The sequence below is a fragment of the Pseudarthrobacter naphthalenicus genome (assembly GCF_029076445.1).
Taxonomy (GTDB): Bacteria; Actinomycetota; Actinomycetes; order Actinomycetales; family Micrococcaceae; genus Arthrobacter; species Arthrobacter naphthalenicus.
The window spans coordinates 39260-54796 of the sequence record NZ_JARESG010000008.1 but is presented as its reverse complement, the minus strand read 5'-3'; the positions used below and the strand labels follow the sequence as shown (position 1 = coordinate 54796).

Genomic DNA, 15537 nt, shown 5'->3' with positions numbered 1-15537 from the left:
GGGGGCAGGATGGTGCCATGAGCTCCCATGACGCACTTCTCAAGCACGTAAGCATCAAGGCCCAGGACAACACCCTCGTGGCCAACTTTGATATCGATGGCAACATACCGGGAGCGGGTGCGTACGTGGTGGGACTGGTGGCGTCGAGCCCTGACCATTCCTCGCAAAGACGGCTAGGCATTGAATTCCTGAACGGGGAGGCCATCGCCTTCTACTCGTTCTGCCATGACCAGACCGCCGAGGAAAATTATGACCTGTCCGGAGTGACTCATTCGGGCAACACCATCACGGGAAACTTTCCCATGGCGGCCATCCAAGGCCTGGGCAAGGGGCACTTCATGACCGCGTTCAGCGAGGCTGACGGCCGCGAATTCCAGGGCGGCGTCCCCGTAGAGGAAGCGCTGTAGAGGAAGCGCTCTAGCGTCAGCTGTTTTCCTTGTGGACCTTCAGCTCGAGTTCGATGAACCCTGAGATCATGGCCCGGTAAGTGGATTCCACGATGTCCGGGTCAATGTCCTTCTTTTCGGCAGCGTCCCTCACGTGTTCTATCACGCGCTCCACCCGGCCGGGCGCCCGGACTTCCGCGTCGTCGCCCTTCAGCGTCCCGGCGATCCGGATCAGGCGTTCCCGCCGCGCAATCAGTGTGACAATCTGGTCATCCACTTCGTCGACGGCAATTCGAACGGCAGCGAGCTGTTCCTTGTCGGCAGATGCTTCCCGATCGTTCCCTTGAATTGTTGCCATCTTCTGACAGTATCGAAGCATGCAGCCCAGAGTCGACTTCATCTCACTAGGCGTTCGCAGCGTTGATGCCGCCCGCCGCTTCTATGTGGAAGGCCTCGGCTGGCCGGTGCGGGGTGAACATCCTGGCGACGTGGTGTTCATCGAGGTAAATCACGGCCTGATCCTTTCCCTGTGGGATGCCGGGCAGATGCACGCCGAAGCGGGAGTGGCCCTTCCCGGACCCGTTCCCTGCATCACGCTCAGCCACAACCTTCCCGGCACCGAGGACGTGGACCGGGTGATGGCCGAGGCCAGGGCCGCAGGCGCCCAGATCGTGGCCGAACCTGTCACCCAGCCCTGGGGCGGGTACAGCGGCTATTTTGCCGATCCGGACGGGTTCCGCTGGGAGGTTGCCTACAACCCCACGTGGGCAGTGGACGACGACGGCAAGGTCACCGTCTAGGGGCACCGTCACCCTTTGGAGGGCGCCCCCCCTTCCGGGCGCCGCCTTCTAGAAGAGAGCCTCCACCGGGCGGATGAGTTCCGGGGAGTTGTTTCGCACGTTGCCGACTTCCCGGCCCACTGAGTCCACATGCCAGTCGGCGGCGGCATCCCTCACATGGGCGCGGACAAGGTCCACGAGGAAGGCGGCGTCGTCGATCTGCGGATCCAGCCAGGAGGCCATGGTGGCCCGGTCCATGGGCAGGGGCACCCGGTCGTGCAGCTCCGTCAGCTTGCCAAACACCGTGGACTCGGCACCGGGGGGCGGAGTGTCCGTGGTGAGGATGGAGGTGGAAAGCATCCAGCGGCCGGGATCATCCTCGGCTTTGGAGGGGTCCTTCCACCATTCATACAGGCCGGCAAACACCAATGGGCTTCCTGAGCCCGGATGCACGTAATAGGGCTGCTTTTGCTTGCCGGCCCCCTGCTTCCACTCGTAGTACCCGTCAGCGGGGACAGCGCAGCGCCGCGATTTCACCGCCTTGCGGAAGGCAGGCTTCTCCAGCACGCTCTCACTCCGGGCATTGATCATCCTGGCCCCTATGCCCGGATCCTTCGCCCATGAGGGCACCAGGCCCCAGCGGGCCACGTGCAGCTGCCGAACCGGCTCCTCGTCGATCAGCCGTTCCAGGACAATCGGCACATCGTCTGTGGGCGCCACGTTCCATGACGGGGGCAGCTGCACATCCTCCTCCAGCCGGGCATCAAATTCGGCGAGCAGGTCCCCCACGGCCCGGGCCATCACATAGCGTCCACACATGGCTCCAGCATGCCATTAGCGGTGGTCCGTGTCAGCCGGCGCAGTTCCTCCGCAGCCTCCGCCCGGAACAGCCCCGGCTGTAGCCCTGGGAATAGGCCACCGCGGGTTACCGTTGAGGAGAACGAACCCCCTCAACGATTTCAGGAGAGCTCCGTGGACTTTACCCCCGAGAACGGCACCATCACCATGTTTTCCACCACCTGGTGCGGCTACTGCAACCGGCTCAAGAAGCAGCTGGATGCGCAGGGCATCGGCTACACGGAAATCAACATCGAAGAGGTGGACGGCACCGCCGAACTCGTGGAGCAGCTTAACGGCGGCAACCAGACCGTTCCCACAGTGCTCTTCCCGGATGGCACCGCCGCCACCAACCCCTCACTGGCCGAAGTCAAGAGCCGGCTGGCAGCCTAGGTCCGCAGGCGAAGGAATAGACAGGACGGGACCAACCCCAGGTTGGTCCCGTCCTGTTTGTGTGCGCTGAAGCAGCCCTCCGCTTACCTGCGGTATACGGCTCACCTGCGGTACACGCTGGCGAAGTCGGTGTATGTGAGGGAAGCGTGCGCTGCGTAGGATGCAACCACCGCATCCTCAACGGCCTGCACTGTCAGACCGGGTACCAGATCGTCGGCTGCCCCGGCGGTGGCCGGCTCCCAGTCAAGGCCCAGGGCCGCGTAGGTGTCGGTGAGGACGGCGCGGATGGGTGCCGAGTTTTCCACCACAATCACCGAACTGAACAGCCAGCCGCCGCTCACCACGCGCTGGGCAGTGCCCACCAGTTTGACCTGGCGGGTGGGATCTGCGGGGTGGGTGCCGTGGACGCTGAACTCACCGGGGCAGTATTCGCCCGGGATCTCGCCGACGGCGGCCTGCACACCAACGTCCCGCAGGGTCTGCGCCAGGAGCTCACCGAAAAACGCAAACCGGCTTTTGGAGCCGGCAATCGCATCAGCCTCGGGCATGACGTGGTCAACCACCAGCGTGCCCTCGTGATAGGCAGCGGCCCGCCCGCCCGCCTTCCGCACCAGGGGTTCAAAGCCGTGGTCCCGGCAGGCCTCTGCTGCCGCCTCGAAACCGGGCAGGCGGGTATCGCGCTGGCCGAACGCAACAGTCGGGGCCGGCCGGTACAGCCGGAGCGCGGGGCCAATCCCGCCGGTCCTGGCCAGGGTCAGCAGTTCCAGGCCGAATTCCAGGTCCCGGGCGGCGCCGAGTGTGTGGTCCTGCCGCACCACGGTGAGCGTCCGGTCGGCCTTGACGTCCTGCATGTTGCTAAGCTCCCTTATGGTCATATTGCAATTCCTTGTTGTTGCCGCTGCATTCGCGGTCATCGACGCCATCTGGCTCAAGCTGATGAACCCGTTCTACCGCAGCCACATCGGTGACCTGCTCGCCGACAAGCCCAACTTAGGTTACGCCGTGGCCTTCTATGTCCTGTACATCGCGGGAATTCTCTTCTTCGCGCTGCGGCCGGCGCTCGACGGCGGCAGCTGGCTGACCGCCGTCGGCTACGGTGCCGCACTGGGCGCCTTTGCCTACGCAACGTATGACCTCACCAACGCCGCCACACTCAAGACCTGGCCGCTGCAGCTCATTGTGGTGGACATTCTCTGGGGCGCCGCGCTGACCGGCCTGTCCACCCTCGCCGGCTGGCTGGTGTTCCGTTCAACCTGACCGGGCTCCGGCAAAAGCTACCTGACACGCGTGGACTGTTACGTCCTGTCCCCCGCCGGGTGGCTAAACTCAGAAACCGCGGCACCCCCCACACTCCTTCAGGAGAGGCAATCCACTGATACGCGTCATTAGCTACAACCTTCGCAAGCACAAGGCCAGTGGAGAACTCGTGGCCCTGGCCCGGGATTTCGACATCGATGCCCTGTGCCTGCAGGAGTGCGACACCACCGACCTGCCGGACACGCTGGGGCAGCTCCAACTGGCCGATTCGACCAAGGGAAACCGCCTGGGGCTTGCCATCTACTACCGGCCGGAGCGGTTCACCGCCCACGGCACCAACACCTTTGCGCTGAAGAAGTCCCTGCACGATATGGTCCTGGCACCGGCACATGAGCGGCTCATCGGCACCCGCGTGCGGGACAACGAGACCAACCATGAGCTGGTCATCGCTTCTTTCCATGCCGCCCCGCTCACGGCCACGAACTCGCTGCGGCGGAACCAGATCAACGCGGCCCACAAGGAACTGCTGGGCATGGGTTCCGGCCTGATGACCCTGATGGCGGGTGACTTCAACTACCCGTTCTTCACCAAAAACCTCACCGAACAGATGAAGGATTCGGGGTACGAGCTCTCGCTCAGCAACCGCAGGACCTACACACGGTACAAAGTCTTCAAGGGCCACTTCGACTTCGCCACGTCACTGGGACTGAACATTGAGAACGTGGAGACGCTGCCGCGTGGCGCGTCGGACCACCTGCCCATCCTGGTCACGGCCGAATACGGCCAGGATTCCGCCCCCGCGCAGGAGCCACCGGCCGCCTGACTGCTTTTTTTGGGAGGCGCGCGTGCGGCACGACTGGATCAGCAAAGCGATACCGGGCGTCCGCGTGGCCCGCGGCTACAAGAAGGCCTGGCTGAAGCCCGATCTGGTGGCCGGCGCAGCCCTGAGCGCAGCCCTGGTGCCGGCAGGCATGGCGTACGCCGAGGCCAGCGGGCTCCCTGCCGTGAACGGGCTCTACGCTTCGGTGGTACCCATGATCTTCTATGCCGTGTTCGGGCCCTCACGGGTGGTCATCGTGGGCCCGGATTCCTCACTGGCCCCCATGATTGCCGCCGCCATTCTTCCCCTGGCGGGACGGGAACCGGAGCACGCCGTCCCGCTGGCCGGCGTGCTGGCAATCCTGATCGGCGTGTTCCTGGTCGCCGGCCGGATCTTCAACCTGGGGTTTGTGACGGGGCTGCTGTCCAAACCCATCCGCGTTGGCTACCTCAACGGCATCGCACTGGCCGTCACCGTCAGCCAGCTTCCGCGGCTGCTGGGCATCGACAGCTCGGGGCAGACCCTTATTGAACGCCTGGCATCCCTGTCCGGCGCGGTATTCAGCGGCGGGATCAATCCAATCGCCCTGGGCATGGGGGTGGGAAGCCTGGCCGTGATCGTGGGCGGGCGCTTCCTGCCGTGGAAAGTGCCCAGCGTGATGTTTGCCGTGGCCGGGGCCATCGCCCTGGTGGCCGCGCTGGACCTCGCCGGGCAACTGCCGGTTGTCGGCGCCCTCCCCCGGGGCCTGCCCTCGCCGGCGCTGGGAGGGATCGGCTGGGAGGACGTAACGGCGCTCATCGGACCGGCGGCAGGCATTGCCCTCATCGCCTTCGCGGACACGTCCACCCTGTCCAAGAGCCTTGCCGGCCGCCGCGGGGAAAGAGTCAACGGCAATGAGGAAATGGGCGCGCTTGGAATCGCCAACATTGCCACGGGCATTCTCGGCGGCTTTCCGGTGAGCGGTAGTTCCTCGCGGACGCCCATTGTCCTTGACGCCGGCGGGAGATCGCCCCTGAGCGGTGTGGTGGCAGCCCTGCTTGTGGTGCTGTTCATGGTCCTTGTACCGGGCGTCACAGCTTTCCTTCCGACGGCGACTCTCGCTGCCGTGGTGATCGTCGCGGCAGCGTCACTCGTCGATGTGACAACACTCCTGCGCCTGTTCAGGATGAGCAAGCTGGAGACCCTCCTCCTGGTTGTCACCTTCCTGGGCGTCGCCTTTGTGGGGGTCCTGGAGGGAATCGTGGTGGCAATCGGGCTGTCCCTGGTGGCATTCGTCCGGCGGGCGTGGGACCCGTACCGGACCGAACTCGCGAGTGTTGACGGAGTGCCCGGCTTCCACGACCTCGACCGGCACCCGGAGGGCCGACGGGTCGCGGGCCTGGTGATCGCGCGCTTTGACGCACCACTGTTTTTTGCCAACGGCGAAGTCTTCGCGGACCACATCCGCAACCTGGTGGACGGCGCACCGTCGCCGGCGAAGTGGGTGATTGTGGCGGCCGAACCAATCACCGGGCTGGACACCACGGCACTGGACGAAGTGGTGCAGCTGGACGATGAACTCGCGCGGCGCGGTGTCAGCCTGGTCTTCGCCGAAATGAAAGGGCCGGTCAAGGACCGGCTGGTCCGCTTCGGTGCCGGATCCAGGTTCAGCCCGGACCATTTCTACCCCACAGTGCACAGCGCGGTGCGCGCGTACAGGGAGTGGGCCGGAAAGGCGTAGTCCGCACCCGTGCGGACTGGAAAACCTCAGTACGCGTCCGGACCTCAGGTCCGGCGCAGTGTCAGAATCTGCTCAGCCCGGCCGAAAGGTCCCTGGAGGTCATGGAGGACGGTGGAAGTCAGGCCTATTCCGTCCGCGCCGAAGGACACGGCGTTGTCCAGGCCAAGCCACTCACCCTCAGGCCTGCGGTACATGTGGATTTGGAGGTCCAGGTTGGGAAACGCGTAGCTCCCTTCCCCCGGGGGGACCCTCGCCGCGATGCCGTTTGCGGTGTCCACCAACCCCATCAGGCGGGCAAAGTCGCTGCTGTCCGCCTTGTCGGTCAGGGGATGCCCGGTACGCAGCCATACTGTTCCAGCCCCGTCCCGGTGCCCTTCAGCCACGCGCATCTCAAGGGAACGGATGTACCCGCCCGGCCAGATGGCGGCGCCGTCGAACGGTTTGCAGTCATCCGGCGCAGGAATGGCGGCATCCTCGACGGCGGCCACCGCGGCCGTGTCACTGGTGATCATCCGCCAGGCGGTGGCCCTGATGGCCACGCGGTTGTTGGCGACCAGTTCGGCCTGCAGCAATTCAATGGTCCTGCCCGGCCGGAGCGTGGTGGTTTCTATGTGGAACTCACCGCCCGGGATCAGGCCGAGGATCTCATAGCTTAGCCTTGCCATCCGCATGTCTGCCCGGGGTTCATGCCGCTCCAGGCTGTCAGCCATCAGCCCCGCGGCCGGCGCCATGTGCTGCTCATGTTCGTTCCAGGCACCTTGGGCGTGAATGGTTGAGCGGAACCGGCCGCCCCCCAGTGACTGATAGTAGAAGTCGCCCTCGGCAAGTTCAGGCAGTTCCTTGGTCAACGTTGGCCCCTCCGATGATTCCGGGTGAATGATCATTAACTCTAGCCGGTCCCTGGGACCCCGGCGGTGAACCCCGAAAGTTCCCGCGCAGCGGAGGCCCCGTTCGGACTAAACTCAGAAATTGGTCCTGTCAGCGACCCTCGAAGTGAGGTGTTCCACGAATGCGCGTCATCAGCTACAACCTTCGGAAGCACAAAGCCAGCGGCGAGCTGCTCGCCCTTGCGCGGAATTTCGCTGTCGACGCGCTGTGCCTGCAGGAGGTGGACGCCGGTGACCTGCCCGAGGCGCTGGGGCCGCTGCGCCTCGCGGATACCACCAAGGGCAACCGCCTGGGCCTCGCCATCTACTACCGGACAAGCCGGTTCACAGCCGTGGACACCCAATCGTTTGCGTTGAAGAAATCAGTCCATGACAGGGTCCTGGCGCCGGCGCATGAGCGTTTGATCGGTACCCGCGTGGTGGACAATGACACCGGGCAGGAGCTGGTGATCGGCTCCTTCCACGCCGCTCCCCTCACCGCATCAAATTCGCTGCGGAGGAAGCAGATCCATGCCGCGCACGCGGAGCTGCTCAGCATGGGCAGCGGCCTGATGACGTTGATGGTGGGTGACTTCAACTATCCGTTCTTCACCAAGAACCTGCACGCCCACATGAAGAACTCGGGTTATGCCCTGTCCTTGAGCAACCACCGGACCTACACGCGCTACAAGGTGTTCCGGGGCCATTTCGACTTCGCCACGTCGCTGGGCCTGGACATCGCCAGCGTGGAAACCCTGCCGCGGGGCAAATCGGACCATTTGCCCATCCTGGTGAGCGCGGAATACGGCAAAGGCTACTGAGTATCCTTACCTGATCCGCGTGGCGTGGGTAAGCAGTCGGGGCTGCAGCTGCGGCCAGGACCGCGCGAAGCCGGGGTGCAGCTCTTTGCGGTCCATATCCCCCAGCGGCACCCACTGGAGTTCGAGGCTCTCCGGATCGCTGATCACGGGATCGAAGGGTGAGGTCACCAGAACCGCAACGGTGGTGTACGTCCAGTAGCCCACATCCAGCACGGACGTAAAAAGGACATCCACGTGCTCCGCCGGCACAGCCGCTTCCTCGTAGGCCTCCCGCAACGCGCCGGTCACGGGGTCCTCGTGCTGATGGAGCGCGCCGCCGGGCAGTCCCCAGGTTCCGCCGTTGTGGCTCCACAACGCGCGGTGCTGGAGCAGGACCCCTTTGCCGGGGTCGTAGGCCAACACCCCGGCGGCACCGAATTTGCCCCAGAACTTCCCCCGGTCACCCTCCACCCACGCGTCACCCGGGTCCCGCGGACCCGTGCGTGCCGGCGGAAAATGGCGGTTGGCATCAGCGGACGTGGAAGCCAGTGATTGATCCATGGTTCCAGTCTGACAGGTGCACAGCGACTCTGCCGGGCACCTGCCGGACCGGGCTGGTCTTACTGGCCTCCGTGCCCGCGTTCGACGGCGAAATCACCGCCGGGATACATGACCGTTTCGTGTCCGTCGTCGAAGCGGACAAGGTATGGCGGGTGCCCTTCCTGACCCCGCACTTCCACGATCACCCCGTGCCGGTCGGACGAACCGACAGTCCTGCCCCGGACGATGATCCTGTCGCCTTGGGTTGCCTCCATGTCAATCACCTCCAAGGCCCAGAGTACGACGCGGCGGCGGGCAGTAACAGGGGCGCATGGCAGGATTCACATATGCCGCTGCGCCTTCTGCTCGTCTCAGACACACATGTCCCCAAGCGTGCGCGGGAACTGCCCGCCCAGGTGTGGGACGCCGTCGAAAGCGCGGACGTGGTGTTCCATGCCGGCGACTGGGTGAACCCGGAACTGCTGGACCGTTTTGAACAGCGGAGCCGGCAGCTGGTGGCGGTCTACGGCAACAATGACGGGCCGGAGATCCGCCGCAGGCTTCCGGAAAGACAGTACGTGGTGCTCGAAGGCGTCCGGTTCGCCGTAGTGCACGAGACCGGTCCGGCGAAGGGCAGAAACGAGCGTGCCGAAGCGTTGTTCCCGGAGTCCGATGTTCTGGTGTTCGGCCACAGCCACATCCCTTGGGACGCAACGTCGCCAGGAGCTTTACGCCTGCTCAACCCCGGCTCGCCCACAGACCGCCGGCGCCAGCCCTTTTGCACGTACATGACCGCGACGGTTGACGGCGGGATCCTGGGGCACGTGCAGCTGGAGGTGGTCCGGAAGCAATGATGCCGGGCCGGCGGGGTCAGTCGTGGTGGGCGGCGAGCAGTTCGTCGGTGGCGGGGTCCGGCTGGCCGTCGAAGAACTGTGCCAGCACGGTTTTGAAAACCGTCTCACCGGGCGCTGCACGCAGGAACAGGGTCATGGAGGAACGCAGTTTCTTCGCGTCGATGCCGCCGAAAATATCGGCGGCGGAACGCCCGGTATGGGTGGACACGGCTACGCTGCACTCGAGGAGCCGGGGTCCCAGGACGTCGTGCTTCAGGTAGGCCTGTGCCTCCTCCAATGAGCTGATGGCATACTTCACGGACGTGGGGCTGCTGCCGAGTCCGGCAATCTGGGGGAAAATGAACCACATCCAGTGGCCCCGTTTACTGCCCAGTTGCAGTTCCGACAGCGCCTGCCGGTACGTACCGCCGCTCTCCTGTGCCTCAACAAAGCGTTCCAGGTTGTAGGTGGTGGTCATGTGCGTCTCCTTGTGTCAGGCGTGAATTCAGGTTGTGGGGGCCGGGGTTCCGGTAGCGAGGGCGGCGGCGTGGCGAACCCAGCGGTCAGGATCCCGGCTCCAGCGTGCCATCACTACCCCGGCGCGTTGGCGGTCCGCGCCCTCCAGCGCCGCGAGCAGCGGAACCACCACGTCGGCCGTCAGGGGGTCCACCAACTCCGCTGTGTGCGCCGACCGGATGAAGCCTTCCAGCCGGGTCAGGTCCGAGTGCCGCAGGAGGGCCACCCGGGATTGCAGGAGCACGACGGCGGCCAGGCGCCGCTCGTAGACGGCCCGCCTGCCCGGCCCGGGCTGGCCCCACAGTTGCGAGGCGAGTGCCGTCACGTCGTCGTGGGCGAGGCCCTTGAATTTCGTGCCGGCGTCCCGGATGGTTCCCCGCACGGCTCCCACTGATGCGCCGTAGGAACTGAGGGCCCCGCCCAGGCGTGATTCCACTTCCTCCGACCGGTACCAGGTGCCTTCATTCTGCAGGGTGGTGTCGATGAACCGGGCCGCGTCCTGCACGGTTTGATTCACCGGGCTCACCTTCCGTGCCGGCGTCCCGCGCCGGAATGCTCAATGCAGTACAGGGTCCAGGCCCGCGCCTCAAGGCGGCCCTCGGCGATTGGTCCTCCGCAGACGGCACACACCCCGTAGGTGCCGTCCGAGATTCTGTGCAGTGCCGCTTCGACCTCCGCCAGACCGGCGCTGCTTTGGTTCAGCAGCGCCGATGCCTGTGACAGTTCGAAGGCAATGGTGGCGCCCTCGGGGTCATGTTCGTCGTCCACATTGGAGTCCTGGCGGGCGGCATTGGCAGCGGAAATATCGGCCCGTAGCGCTGGCAGCAGTGCCAGCTTCCGGCCCCGCTCTTCCTCCAGCAGGATCCGGAACCGTTCAAAGTCAGCCATGGGAAAAGCCTAACGCCGCGGAGTCCGCCGGACCTGCAGCTTCACCGAGGCTGCAGGGGCCGGGCCGCACGCCGGCGGGGCCGTCAGTACCAATTCCTGATGACGGAGTGATTCCAGGCGCCGCACGGGGAGCCGTAGCGGTTCAGGATGTAGGCAAGCCCCCAGTCAACCTGGGTGCGGTAGCTGGTGAGCCAGTCGCTGCCTGTGCTGCCATACTTGCTGGCCGGCAGCGCCTGCGCGATGCCGTAGGCCCCTGAATACGGGTTGGTGGCCGTGGTGAGCCAGTTGGATTCCTTCGTCCATAGCTGCGCCAGGCATTGGAACTGGTCCTGTTCCCAGCCGTATGCGGAAAGCCGCCCGGCGGCATAATTGCGGGCACCGGCGGGATCGTTGACGGCGCCGCCCGGAACGGAAGGTACAACGACGACGGCGGGCGGCGGGGCCGGCGTCGGGCTTTCCAGCGGCGGTGCGGGAGGTGCGGGTACCGGATTTTGGGGTACGGGGTTTTGCGGCGCCGGATTTTGGGGCGCCGGATTGTGGGGTTCGGGATTTGGGCGCGCAGGATCTGCCGGGGTTTGGGCGGCAGCCCGGGCAGCAGCTTCAGCCTGCTGGCGTGCCCGCTCCTCCGCTGCCGCACGTTTGGCCGCCTGGGATGCCTCGTAGGCGGCCACAGCAGCCTGGCCCTGCCGGAACTCTCCTTCGACGGCTGCCGTGGTGCCCTTCAGGGAAGCGAGCTGGGCGGTGAGTTCCTGACTGTGCTGCTGCTGTTCCGTGACGTGCTGCACCATTGCGCGCTGGGCGGCCTGCGCCGAGGACAGCTTGGCTTCGGCAATGCCGGCAAGGCGTTCGCGCTCAGTTTTGGCGGCGCGCTCCTGCTCGGCCAGCGCGTCCGCGATCCGTTCGGCCTCAGCTGATTTGTGAACCAGCACCGAGGTTTTGTCGCTGACGATCCGGACAATGTTCAGGGCGTGGATACTGTTCGTCTGCAAGGCATCGAGCGCCACGAAGAACCCCATATTTGTGCCGCCGGTCTTATAGGACTGCGCGGCGAGGGCTCCGATTTCCCTCTTATGCAGGCTCGATTCCTCCTTCGCCCGTGCCACCTGCACGGCCAGGGCGTCCGCCTTGGAACCGGCAGCCCGAAGATCGTCCTGCGCCACCGAGTATCCGGCGGCAGCGGTGACGGCCGCATTGCCCAGCGCCTCTGCCTCGGCCTGCAGGCCGCCGAGCAGGTCACCGATTTTGGTGACTTCAGCGGCCGTGGCGGCCTCGCTTGTTTTGGCTCCCTCCACGTCCTGCCAGGAAGGATAGCCGCCGGGAGGAGCCGGGTCCGCGGCGCGGGCCGGCAGCATGGAAGACGAGGCGGCCACAGCCAGTGCAAGCACGGCCGCGAGGCCGGTCAGCCGCAATTTGTGGGCAAGCAGGGACATAGTCCGTGAGCCTACCGGGCAAGTCTCCGATTCCGGGGAATATCGGTCCCGCGTCAGGCCCGGGACCGGGCCGGTCAGCCCGCCACGGTCCACGTCTCCGGCCTTGCCGGCGCCAGGAAATATTCGCCTTGGCCGGCCTGCGGACGGCGTTCCAGTGCCCTTTTTGGGGAGAATTGAATCAGTTGGATGACCTGTGGGGGCATATACGCATCCCGCGCGGTGACCTGCATCGTCGTCGTCCCTGGCCCAGGAACGCTCCGCGCCGCGCGGATGAATTCCGGCCGTACATTCCGTTACCGGAATGTGACATTCGGGAAAAGCAGCCGCTATGGTCGTTGGGTGCCCTGGTTTTAGGCCAGGACATTCCCGTCAGTATGCCGAGCCCTGCCACTGACCCGGGATCCCAGACGCAATGCAACTGGCAGGGACGGGGGAACCACATTTCCACGGCCTGAACAGGCCTTGGGGTTAAGTCGGCACTCGTCCCGTCCCTTGAGGCGGCGATCCCGGCCGGGTCTCTCCAACCCGAACCCGACAGCTCACCCCGCAGGCATGGGAGAGGCAAACAACCATGTCCAAGAAGTCCACTGCCGCACGCCATCGTGCAGCCACCCCCACTACATCCCGTGCACTGATGATCGGACGGCCGGCCCTTGTGGTCGCCGCCGCATCCGGCCTGTTTTTCGGCTTCAGCACCCCTGCCCACGCCGGCGTCCACGGACCCGAAGACTCCGGAACAGTCACCCCTCAAGGCCAGGTAAGCGCACCGGCAGCAGCCGTGGCGCCAGCTCCGGCTCCGGCCGCAGCCGCTGTGCATACCGTCGTATCCGGCGACACACTGGGCCAGATCTCCGCGGCCAACGGCGTGGCACTCAGCAACGTTTTGGCCGCAAACGGCCTGTCGCTGGACAGCATCATCTACCCGGGCAACCAAATCCGGATCCCTGCCGCCGGGCAGGCCGCACCGGCACCGGCACCGGCATCGGTTCCCGCCCCCGCAGCCAAGGCCGCCGCGGCGCCGACTGCACCGGCCAACACCGGCGTCAAGCTCGCGTCCAGCCCGGCCCCGGCCCAGGCTGCCACCGGAGCAGCCGGCTCGGCGATCCTGGCCTCTGCCTACTCCCAGCTCGGCGTCCAGCAGGACTGCACCGCCATGGTGGAGAAGGCACTGCGCTCAGCCGGAAAGAATGTCGGAGACCTTGCCCCGGGCCAGTTCTTCCAGTACGGAAGCGTTGTTGGCACGCCCGCTCCGGGTGACCTGGTGATCACCGCCGGACACGTTGGTGTCTTTGCCGGCAACGGCCAGGTTGTCAGCGGCGGCGTCGACGGTTTCAAGACCCAGGTCCACTCCATCAGCTGGCTCCAGGGCGCATCCTTCGTCCACGTGGCGTGACCCCGGCCGGTTGGACGGCGGCGCGCGGCAGTATGCCGACCGCCGTCGTCCGCCGCTGCTGCGCACTCACACGTACTTCCCGAACCAGGACAGCATGTCATTCCAGGCAGCCGTTGCCTGGGTCTGGTTATACCGGTCCCCGGTGTCATTGTGGAAGGCGTGGTCCACGCCGGGGTACACGGTGAGCTGATGCGTCACCGTGGTGGCGTCCAGGGCATCGCGGAGTGCCGGCATGGTTCCGGTGATCCGCTTGTCCAGTTCGGCGTACACCCCGAACACCGCGGCCTTGATCTCCGGCACCCGGTTCAGGTCCGGCGCGGGCCCGTAGAACGCTGCCGTGGCCTTGAGCCCGGGCAGTTCCGTGGCCGCCTGCCAGGTGATCCCGCCGCCGAAGCAGTAGCCGTTCATGGCGATCCGTCCTTTGTCCACGAACTCCTGGCCGCGCAGATAGTCAAAGGCCGCAGCAAAATCGGCAACATGGCGGGCTGACCCGGCGTTGGTCAGCGCTCCGGGGACGGCGTCCGGATCCAGGCTGCCCGTGCCTCCTTCCCTGCTCAGCAGGTCCGGTGCCAGCGACACATAGCCGGCTTTGGCGAAACGGCGCGCCACGTCCTGGATGTGCGCGGTCAACCCGCGGTTCTCATGACACACCAGTACGGCCGGACCCGCAGCGCCCGACGCGGGACGGGCAAGGTAGCCGCTGATTTCTGTACCGTCCGCACCGAACGCGACGGTCGCCGTCGTCAATCCTGCCGCACCCTCGGGGACAGACAACGGACTCTTCGCCCCCGGTACCGGCCCGCCGGATGCCATGCCGGTACCCGTCGTCGAAGCAGAGGGCGAGGGCATCGGTTCGGTTCCCCGCGGGACTTCCTCGGGCGTGCACCCCACCAGAAGCATCGCGGCCGACGCCGCGGCCATGCTGCCCGTGATGAAAGCGACCCGCCGCGTGAACGTCTGATGCGCCATGGCACCGGCGCGGTAATCATCAAAGAATTCCTCGATCAGGTACCGTTCATACTTTCCAAGCTGGATCATGGCCGGCCTCCTCGCGTGAGGCTAATATCCTGCTCCCGAAACACAATCTGCGGCAAGGGGCGGCCGCCCCTTCCGTCCCGCGGCCTAAGGCAGCCGACGCCGTTTTGGAAAGGCGAACCGGTCCAGGTCCCTGGCGGCGATCACTGCGGAGCCGCCGGCGCGGCGCCGCGCCTGGTCCGCGAGGAGGGTGAGGTCGTCGCCGTACCGTGAGGAGAAGTGGGTCAGGATCAGCGTGCGGGCTTCGGCGCTGCCCGCCAACTCACCCGCCTGCCCGGCGGTGAGGTGCGAGTATTGCCTGGCCAGCCCGGCGTCGTCGTCACTGAACGTTGACTCCGCCACCAGGAGGTCCACCCGATCCGCCAATTCCTGCGCCCCTGCGCACGGCGCCGTGTCCATCACGAAGGCGAAGCTCTGCCCCGCCCGGGGAACACTCACATCCTCCAGACGGACACCGCCCAGAGCGCCCGTCAGCTGCAGCCTCCCCACGTCGGCGCCCTGGATCCCGGCTGCGGCGAGCCTGTCCGGCAGCAGACTGCGGCCGTCCGGCTCGTCCAGCCTGTACCCGTATGTTTCGATGCGATGCTTCAGGGGCCGGACCTGCAGCCCCGGAGCGATGGTGCCGGGACCGTCGTGCGGATACAGCCGGAGGTCAAGTCCGGGAGTGCTGACGGACACGAGGGCACGGACCACGGCCTCGCCGGAGGCCGGATAATGCAGATGGACCGGATGGCTCACGCCGTCAAGCGCCATCCGGGAAAGCACCCCCGGGAGCCCGAAGCAGTGATCGCCGTGCACATGGGTCAAGCAAATACGGGTGATCCGGCTTGCAGAGACCCCCGCGTGCAGCATCTGCCGCTGTGTGCCCTCGCCGGGATCAAAGAGCAGGCCCTGGCCATCCCAGCGCAGGAAGTAACCGTTGTGGTTACGGCTCCTTGTAGGGACCTGGGAAGCTGTGCCGAGGGCAACGAACTCACGCATGGAACCGAGTGTCCCACTGCCCGGCCGTAACAGCCATTAGCCTCTTCTCCGAGTGCGGCCCGG

The 15537-nt window shown here is 65.8% G+C and carries 21 protein-coding genes and 1 riboswitch; of the genes, 9 read left to right on the top strand and 12 right to left on the bottom strand.

The features are described 5' to 3' along the window. Positions 1 to 17 precede the first annotated feature (17 nt). Positions 18 to 407: a hypothetical protein gene (locus tag PY310_RS09810; protein ID WP_275214198.1), complete on the top strand. Its 390-nt coding sequence runs from the start codon at positions 18 to 20 to the stop codon at positions 405 to 407. Positions 408 to 423: 16 nt separating this feature from the next. Here the strand turns inward: PY310_RS09810 and PY310_RS09805 are convergent, their stop codons facing one another. Next, complete coding sequence (locus tag PY310_RS09805) at positions 424 to 744, bottom strand: chorismate mutase (protein ID WP_275214197.1); 321 nt, start codon at positions 742 to 744, stop codon at positions 424 to 426. A gap of 19 nt (positions 745 to 763) precedes the next feature. Between PY310_RS09805 and PY310_RS09800 the strand changes: the two genes are divergently transcribed. Then, positions 764 to 1186, top strand: a complete 423-nt coding sequence (locus PY310_RS09800) for a VOC family protein (RefSeq protein WP_275214196.1) — start codon at positions 764 to 766, stop codon at positions 1184 to 1186. 48 nt (positions 1187 to 1234) lie between these two features. On the opposite strand, the gene PY310_RS09795 is transcribed toward PY310_RS09800, so the two are convergent. Beyond that, positions 1235 to 1984, bottom strand: coding sequence for an SOS response-associated peptidase (locus PY310_RS09795; protein WP_275214195.1), 750 nt, complete (start codon positions 1982 to 1984; stop codon positions 1235 to 1237). Positions 1985 to 2137: 153 nt separating this feature from the next. Here PY310_RS09795 and PY310_RS09790 point away from each other — a divergent pair, with 153 nt between their 5' ends. Next, on the top strand, positions 2138 to 2395 hold the full coding sequence (locus PY310_RS09790; protein WP_275214194.1) for a mycoredoxin: 258 nt from the start codon (positions 2138 to 2140) through the stop codon (positions 2393 to 2395). Between the two features lie 101 nt (positions 2396 to 2496). On the opposite strand, the gene PY310_RS09785 is transcribed toward PY310_RS09790, so the two are convergent. Further along, entirely contained in the window at positions 2497 to 3270 is a 774-nt protein-coding gene (locus PY310_RS09785) for a lipoate--protein ligase family protein (RefSeq protein WP_275214193.1), read from the bottom strand. Between PY310_RS09785 and PY310_RS09780 the strand changes: the two genes are divergently transcribed. The 3 genes from PY310_RS09780 (at position 3263) to PY310_RS09770 (ending at position 6192) form a co-directional block, all read left to right on the top strand. Beyond that, positions 3263 to 3652 (top strand): DUF2177 family protein, encoded by a 390-nt coding sequence (locus tag PY310_RS09780; RefSeq protein WP_275214192.1) that lies wholly within the window; start codon positions 3263 to 3265, stop codon positions 3650 to 3652. The genes PY310_RS09785 and PY310_RS09780 overlap by 8 nt on opposite strands. Before the next feature lie 118 nt (positions 3653 to 3770). Further along, entirely contained in the window at positions 3771 to 4475 is a 705-nt protein-coding gene (locus tag PY310_RS09775; protein WP_275214309.1) for an endonuclease/exonuclease/phosphatase family protein, read from the top strand. Positions 4476 to 4497: 22 nt separating this feature from the next. Next, positions 4498 to 6192 (top strand): SulP family inorganic anion transporter, encoded by a 1695-nt coding sequence (locus PY310_RS09770; RefSeq protein ID WP_275214191.1) that lies wholly within the window; start codon positions 4498 to 4500, stop codon positions 6190 to 6192. A gap of 44 nt (positions 6193 to 6236) precedes the next feature. Here PY310_RS09770 and PY310_RS09765 read toward each other — a convergent pair whose 3' ends face one another. Continuing rightward, positions 6237 to 7040 carry a thioesterase family protein gene (locus PY310_RS09765; protein ID WP_275214190.1) on the bottom strand — a complete coding sequence of 268 codons (804 nt, stop codon included), beginning with the start codon at positions 7038 to 7040 and terminating at the stop codon, positions 6237 to 6239. A 161-nt stretch (positions 7041 to 7201) separates the two neighbouring features. On the opposite strand from PY310_RS09765, the gene PY310_RS09760 reads away from it, so the two are divergent. Continuing rightward, positions 7202 to 7879 (top strand): endonuclease/exonuclease/phosphatase family protein, encoded by a 678-nt coding sequence (locus tag PY310_RS09760; protein ID WP_275214189.1) that lies wholly within the window; start codon positions 7202 to 7204, stop codon positions 7877 to 7879. Positions 7880 to 7885: 6 nt separating this feature from the next. Here the strand turns inward: PY310_RS09760 and PY310_RS09755 are convergent, their stop codons facing one another. Next, positions 7886 to 8419, bottom strand: coding sequence for an NUDIX domain-containing protein (locus PY310_RS09755; RefSeq protein WP_275214188.1), 534 nt, complete (start codon positions 8417 to 8419; stop codon positions 7886 to 7888). 59 nt (positions 8420 to 8478) lie between these two features. Next, a complete protein-coding gene (locus PY310_RS09750; RefSeq protein WP_275214187.1) occupies positions 8479 to 8673 on the bottom strand; it encodes a DUF1918 domain-containing protein in 195 nt (64 codons plus the stop codon). Between the two features lie 72 nt (positions 8674 to 8745). On the opposite strand from PY310_RS09750, the gene PY310_RS09745 reads away from it, so the two are divergent. Continuing rightward, positions 8746 to 9252 carry a metallophosphoesterase family protein gene (locus tag PY310_RS09745; protein WP_275214186.1) on the top strand — a complete coding sequence of 169 codons (507 nt, stop codon included), beginning with the start codon at positions 8746 to 8748 and terminating at the stop codon, positions 9250 to 9252. A gap of 16 nt (positions 9253 to 9268) precedes the next feature. Here the strand turns inward: PY310_RS09745 and PY310_RS09740 are convergent, their stop codons facing one another. The 4 genes from PY310_RS09740 to PY310_RS09725 all read right to left on the bottom strand — a co-directional run bounded on the left by PY310_RS09740 (position 9269) and on the right by PY310_RS09725 (position 12065). Continuing rightward, entirely contained in the window at positions 9269 to 9709 is a 441-nt protein-coding gene (locus PY310_RS09740) for a DUF1810 domain-containing protein (RefSeq protein ID WP_275214185.1), read from the bottom strand. A gap of 27 nt (positions 9710 to 9736) precedes the next feature. Then, positions 9737 to 10273, bottom strand: a complete 537-nt coding sequence (locus PY310_RS09735) for a DNA alkylation repair protein (RefSeq protein WP_419095465.1) — start codon at positions 10271 to 10273, stop codon at positions 9737 to 9739. After that, positions 10270 to 10635, bottom strand: coding sequence for a TraR/DksA family transcriptional regulator (locus PY310_RS09730; protein WP_275214183.1), 366 nt, complete (start codon positions 10633 to 10635; stop codon positions 10270 to 10272). The genes PY310_RS09735 and PY310_RS09730 overlap by 4 nt, the downstream gene beginning before the upstream one ends. Positions 10636 to 10718: 83 nt before the next feature. Then, entirely contained in the window at positions 10719 to 12065 is a 1347-nt protein-coding gene (locus PY310_RS09725; protein ID WP_275214182.1) for a coiled-coil domain-containing protein, read from the bottom strand. A gap of 391 nt (positions 12066 to 12456) precedes the next feature. Continuing rightward, positions 12457 to 12633: riboswitch (cyclic di-AMP (ydaO/yuaA leader) on the top strand. 3 nt (positions 12634 to 12636) lie between these two features. Here PY310_RS09725 and PY310_RS09720 point away from each other — a divergent pair. Beyond that, positions 12637 to 13458, top strand: coding sequence for a C40 family peptidase (locus PY310_RS09720; RefSeq protein WP_275214181.1), 822 nt, complete (start codon positions 12637 to 12639; stop codon positions 13456 to 13458). A gap of 66 nt (positions 13459 to 13524) precedes the next feature. Here PY310_RS09720 and PY310_RS09715 read toward each other — a convergent pair whose 3' ends face one another. Next, complete coding sequence (locus tag PY310_RS09715) at positions 13525 to 14496, bottom strand: dienelactone hydrolase family protein (RefSeq protein ID WP_275214180.1); 972 nt, start codon at positions 14494 to 14496, stop codon at positions 13525 to 13527. Positions 14497 to 14580: 84 nt separating this feature from the next. Next, positions 14581 to 15474: a ribonuclease Z gene (locus PY310_RS09710; RefSeq protein WP_275214179.1), complete on the bottom strand. Its 894-nt coding sequence runs from the start codon at positions 15472 to 15474 to the stop codon at positions 14581 to 14583. Positions 15475 to 15537: the final 63 nt, after the last annotated feature.

What these genes read in the sequence shown, in the direction of transcription:
- PY310_RS09745 (WP_275214186.1), top strand. Translation starts at nt 8,746, where the DNA reads ATGCCGCTGCGCCTTCTGCTCGTCTCAGACACACATGTCCCCAAGCGT.
- PY310_RS09755 (WP_275214188.1), bottom strand. Translation starts at nt 8,419, where the DNA reads ATGGATCAATCACTGGCTTCCACGTCCGCTGATGCCAACCGCCATTTT.
- PY310_RS09795 (WP_275214195.1), bottom strand. Translation starts at nt 1,984, where the DNA reads ATGTGTGGACGCTATGTGATGGCCCGGGCCGTGGGGGACCTGCTCGCC.
- PY310_RS09720 (WP_275214181.1), top strand. Translation starts at nt 12,637, where the DNA reads ATGTCCAAGAAGTCCACTGCCGCACGCCATCGTGCAGCCACCCCCACT.
- PY310_RS09725 (WP_275214182.1), bottom strand. Translation starts at nt 12,065, where the DNA reads ATGTCCCTGCTTGCCCACAAATTGCGGCTGACCGGCCTCGCGGCCGTG.
- PY310_RS09710 (WP_275214179.1), bottom strand. Translation starts at nt 15,474, where the DNA reads ATGCGTGAGTTCGTTGCCCTCGGCACAGCTTCCCAGGTCCCTACAAGG.
- PY310_RS09780 (WP_275214192.1), top strand. Translation starts at nt 3,263, where the DNA reads ATGGTCATATTGCAATTCCTTGTTGTTGCCGCTGCATTCGCGGTCATC.
- PY310_RS09750 (WP_275214187.1), bottom strand. Translation starts at nt 8,673, where the DNA reads ATGGAGGCAACCCAAGGCGACAGGATCATCGTCCGGGGCAGGACTGTC.
- PY310_RS09730 (WP_275214183.1), bottom strand. Translation starts at nt 10,635, where the DNA reads ATGGCTGACTTTGAACGGTTCCGGATCCTGCTGGAGGAAGAGCGGGGC.
- PY310_RS09740 (WP_275214185.1), bottom strand. Translation starts at nt 9,709, where the DNA reads ATGACCACCACCTACAACCTGGAACGCTTTGTTGAGGCACAGGAGAGC.
- PY310_RS09785 (WP_275214193.1), bottom strand. Translation starts at nt 3,270, where the DNA reads ATGACCATAAGGGAGCTTAGCAACATGCAGGACGTCAAGGCCGACCGG.
- PY310_RS09800 (WP_275214196.1), top strand. Translation starts at nt 764, where the DNA reads ATGCAGCCCAGAGTCGACTTCATCTCACTAGGCGTTCGCAGCGTTGAT.
- PY310_RS09810 (WP_275214198.1), top strand. Translation starts at nt 18, where the DNA reads ATGAGCTCCCATGACGCACTTCTCAAGCACGTAAGCATCAAGGCCCAG.
- PY310_RS09715 (WP_275214180.1), bottom strand. Translation starts at nt 14,496, where the DNA reads ATGATCCAGCTTGGAAAGTATGAACGGTACCTGATCGAGGAATTCTTT.
- PY310_RS09805 (WP_275214197.1), bottom strand. Translation starts at nt 744, where the DNA reads ATGGCAACAATTCAAGGGAACGATCGGGAAGCATCTGCCGACAAGGAA.
- PY310_RS09760 (WP_275214189.1), top strand. Translation starts at nt 7,202, where the DNA reads ATGCGCGTCATCAGCTACAACCTTCGGAAGCACAAAGCCAGCGGCGAG.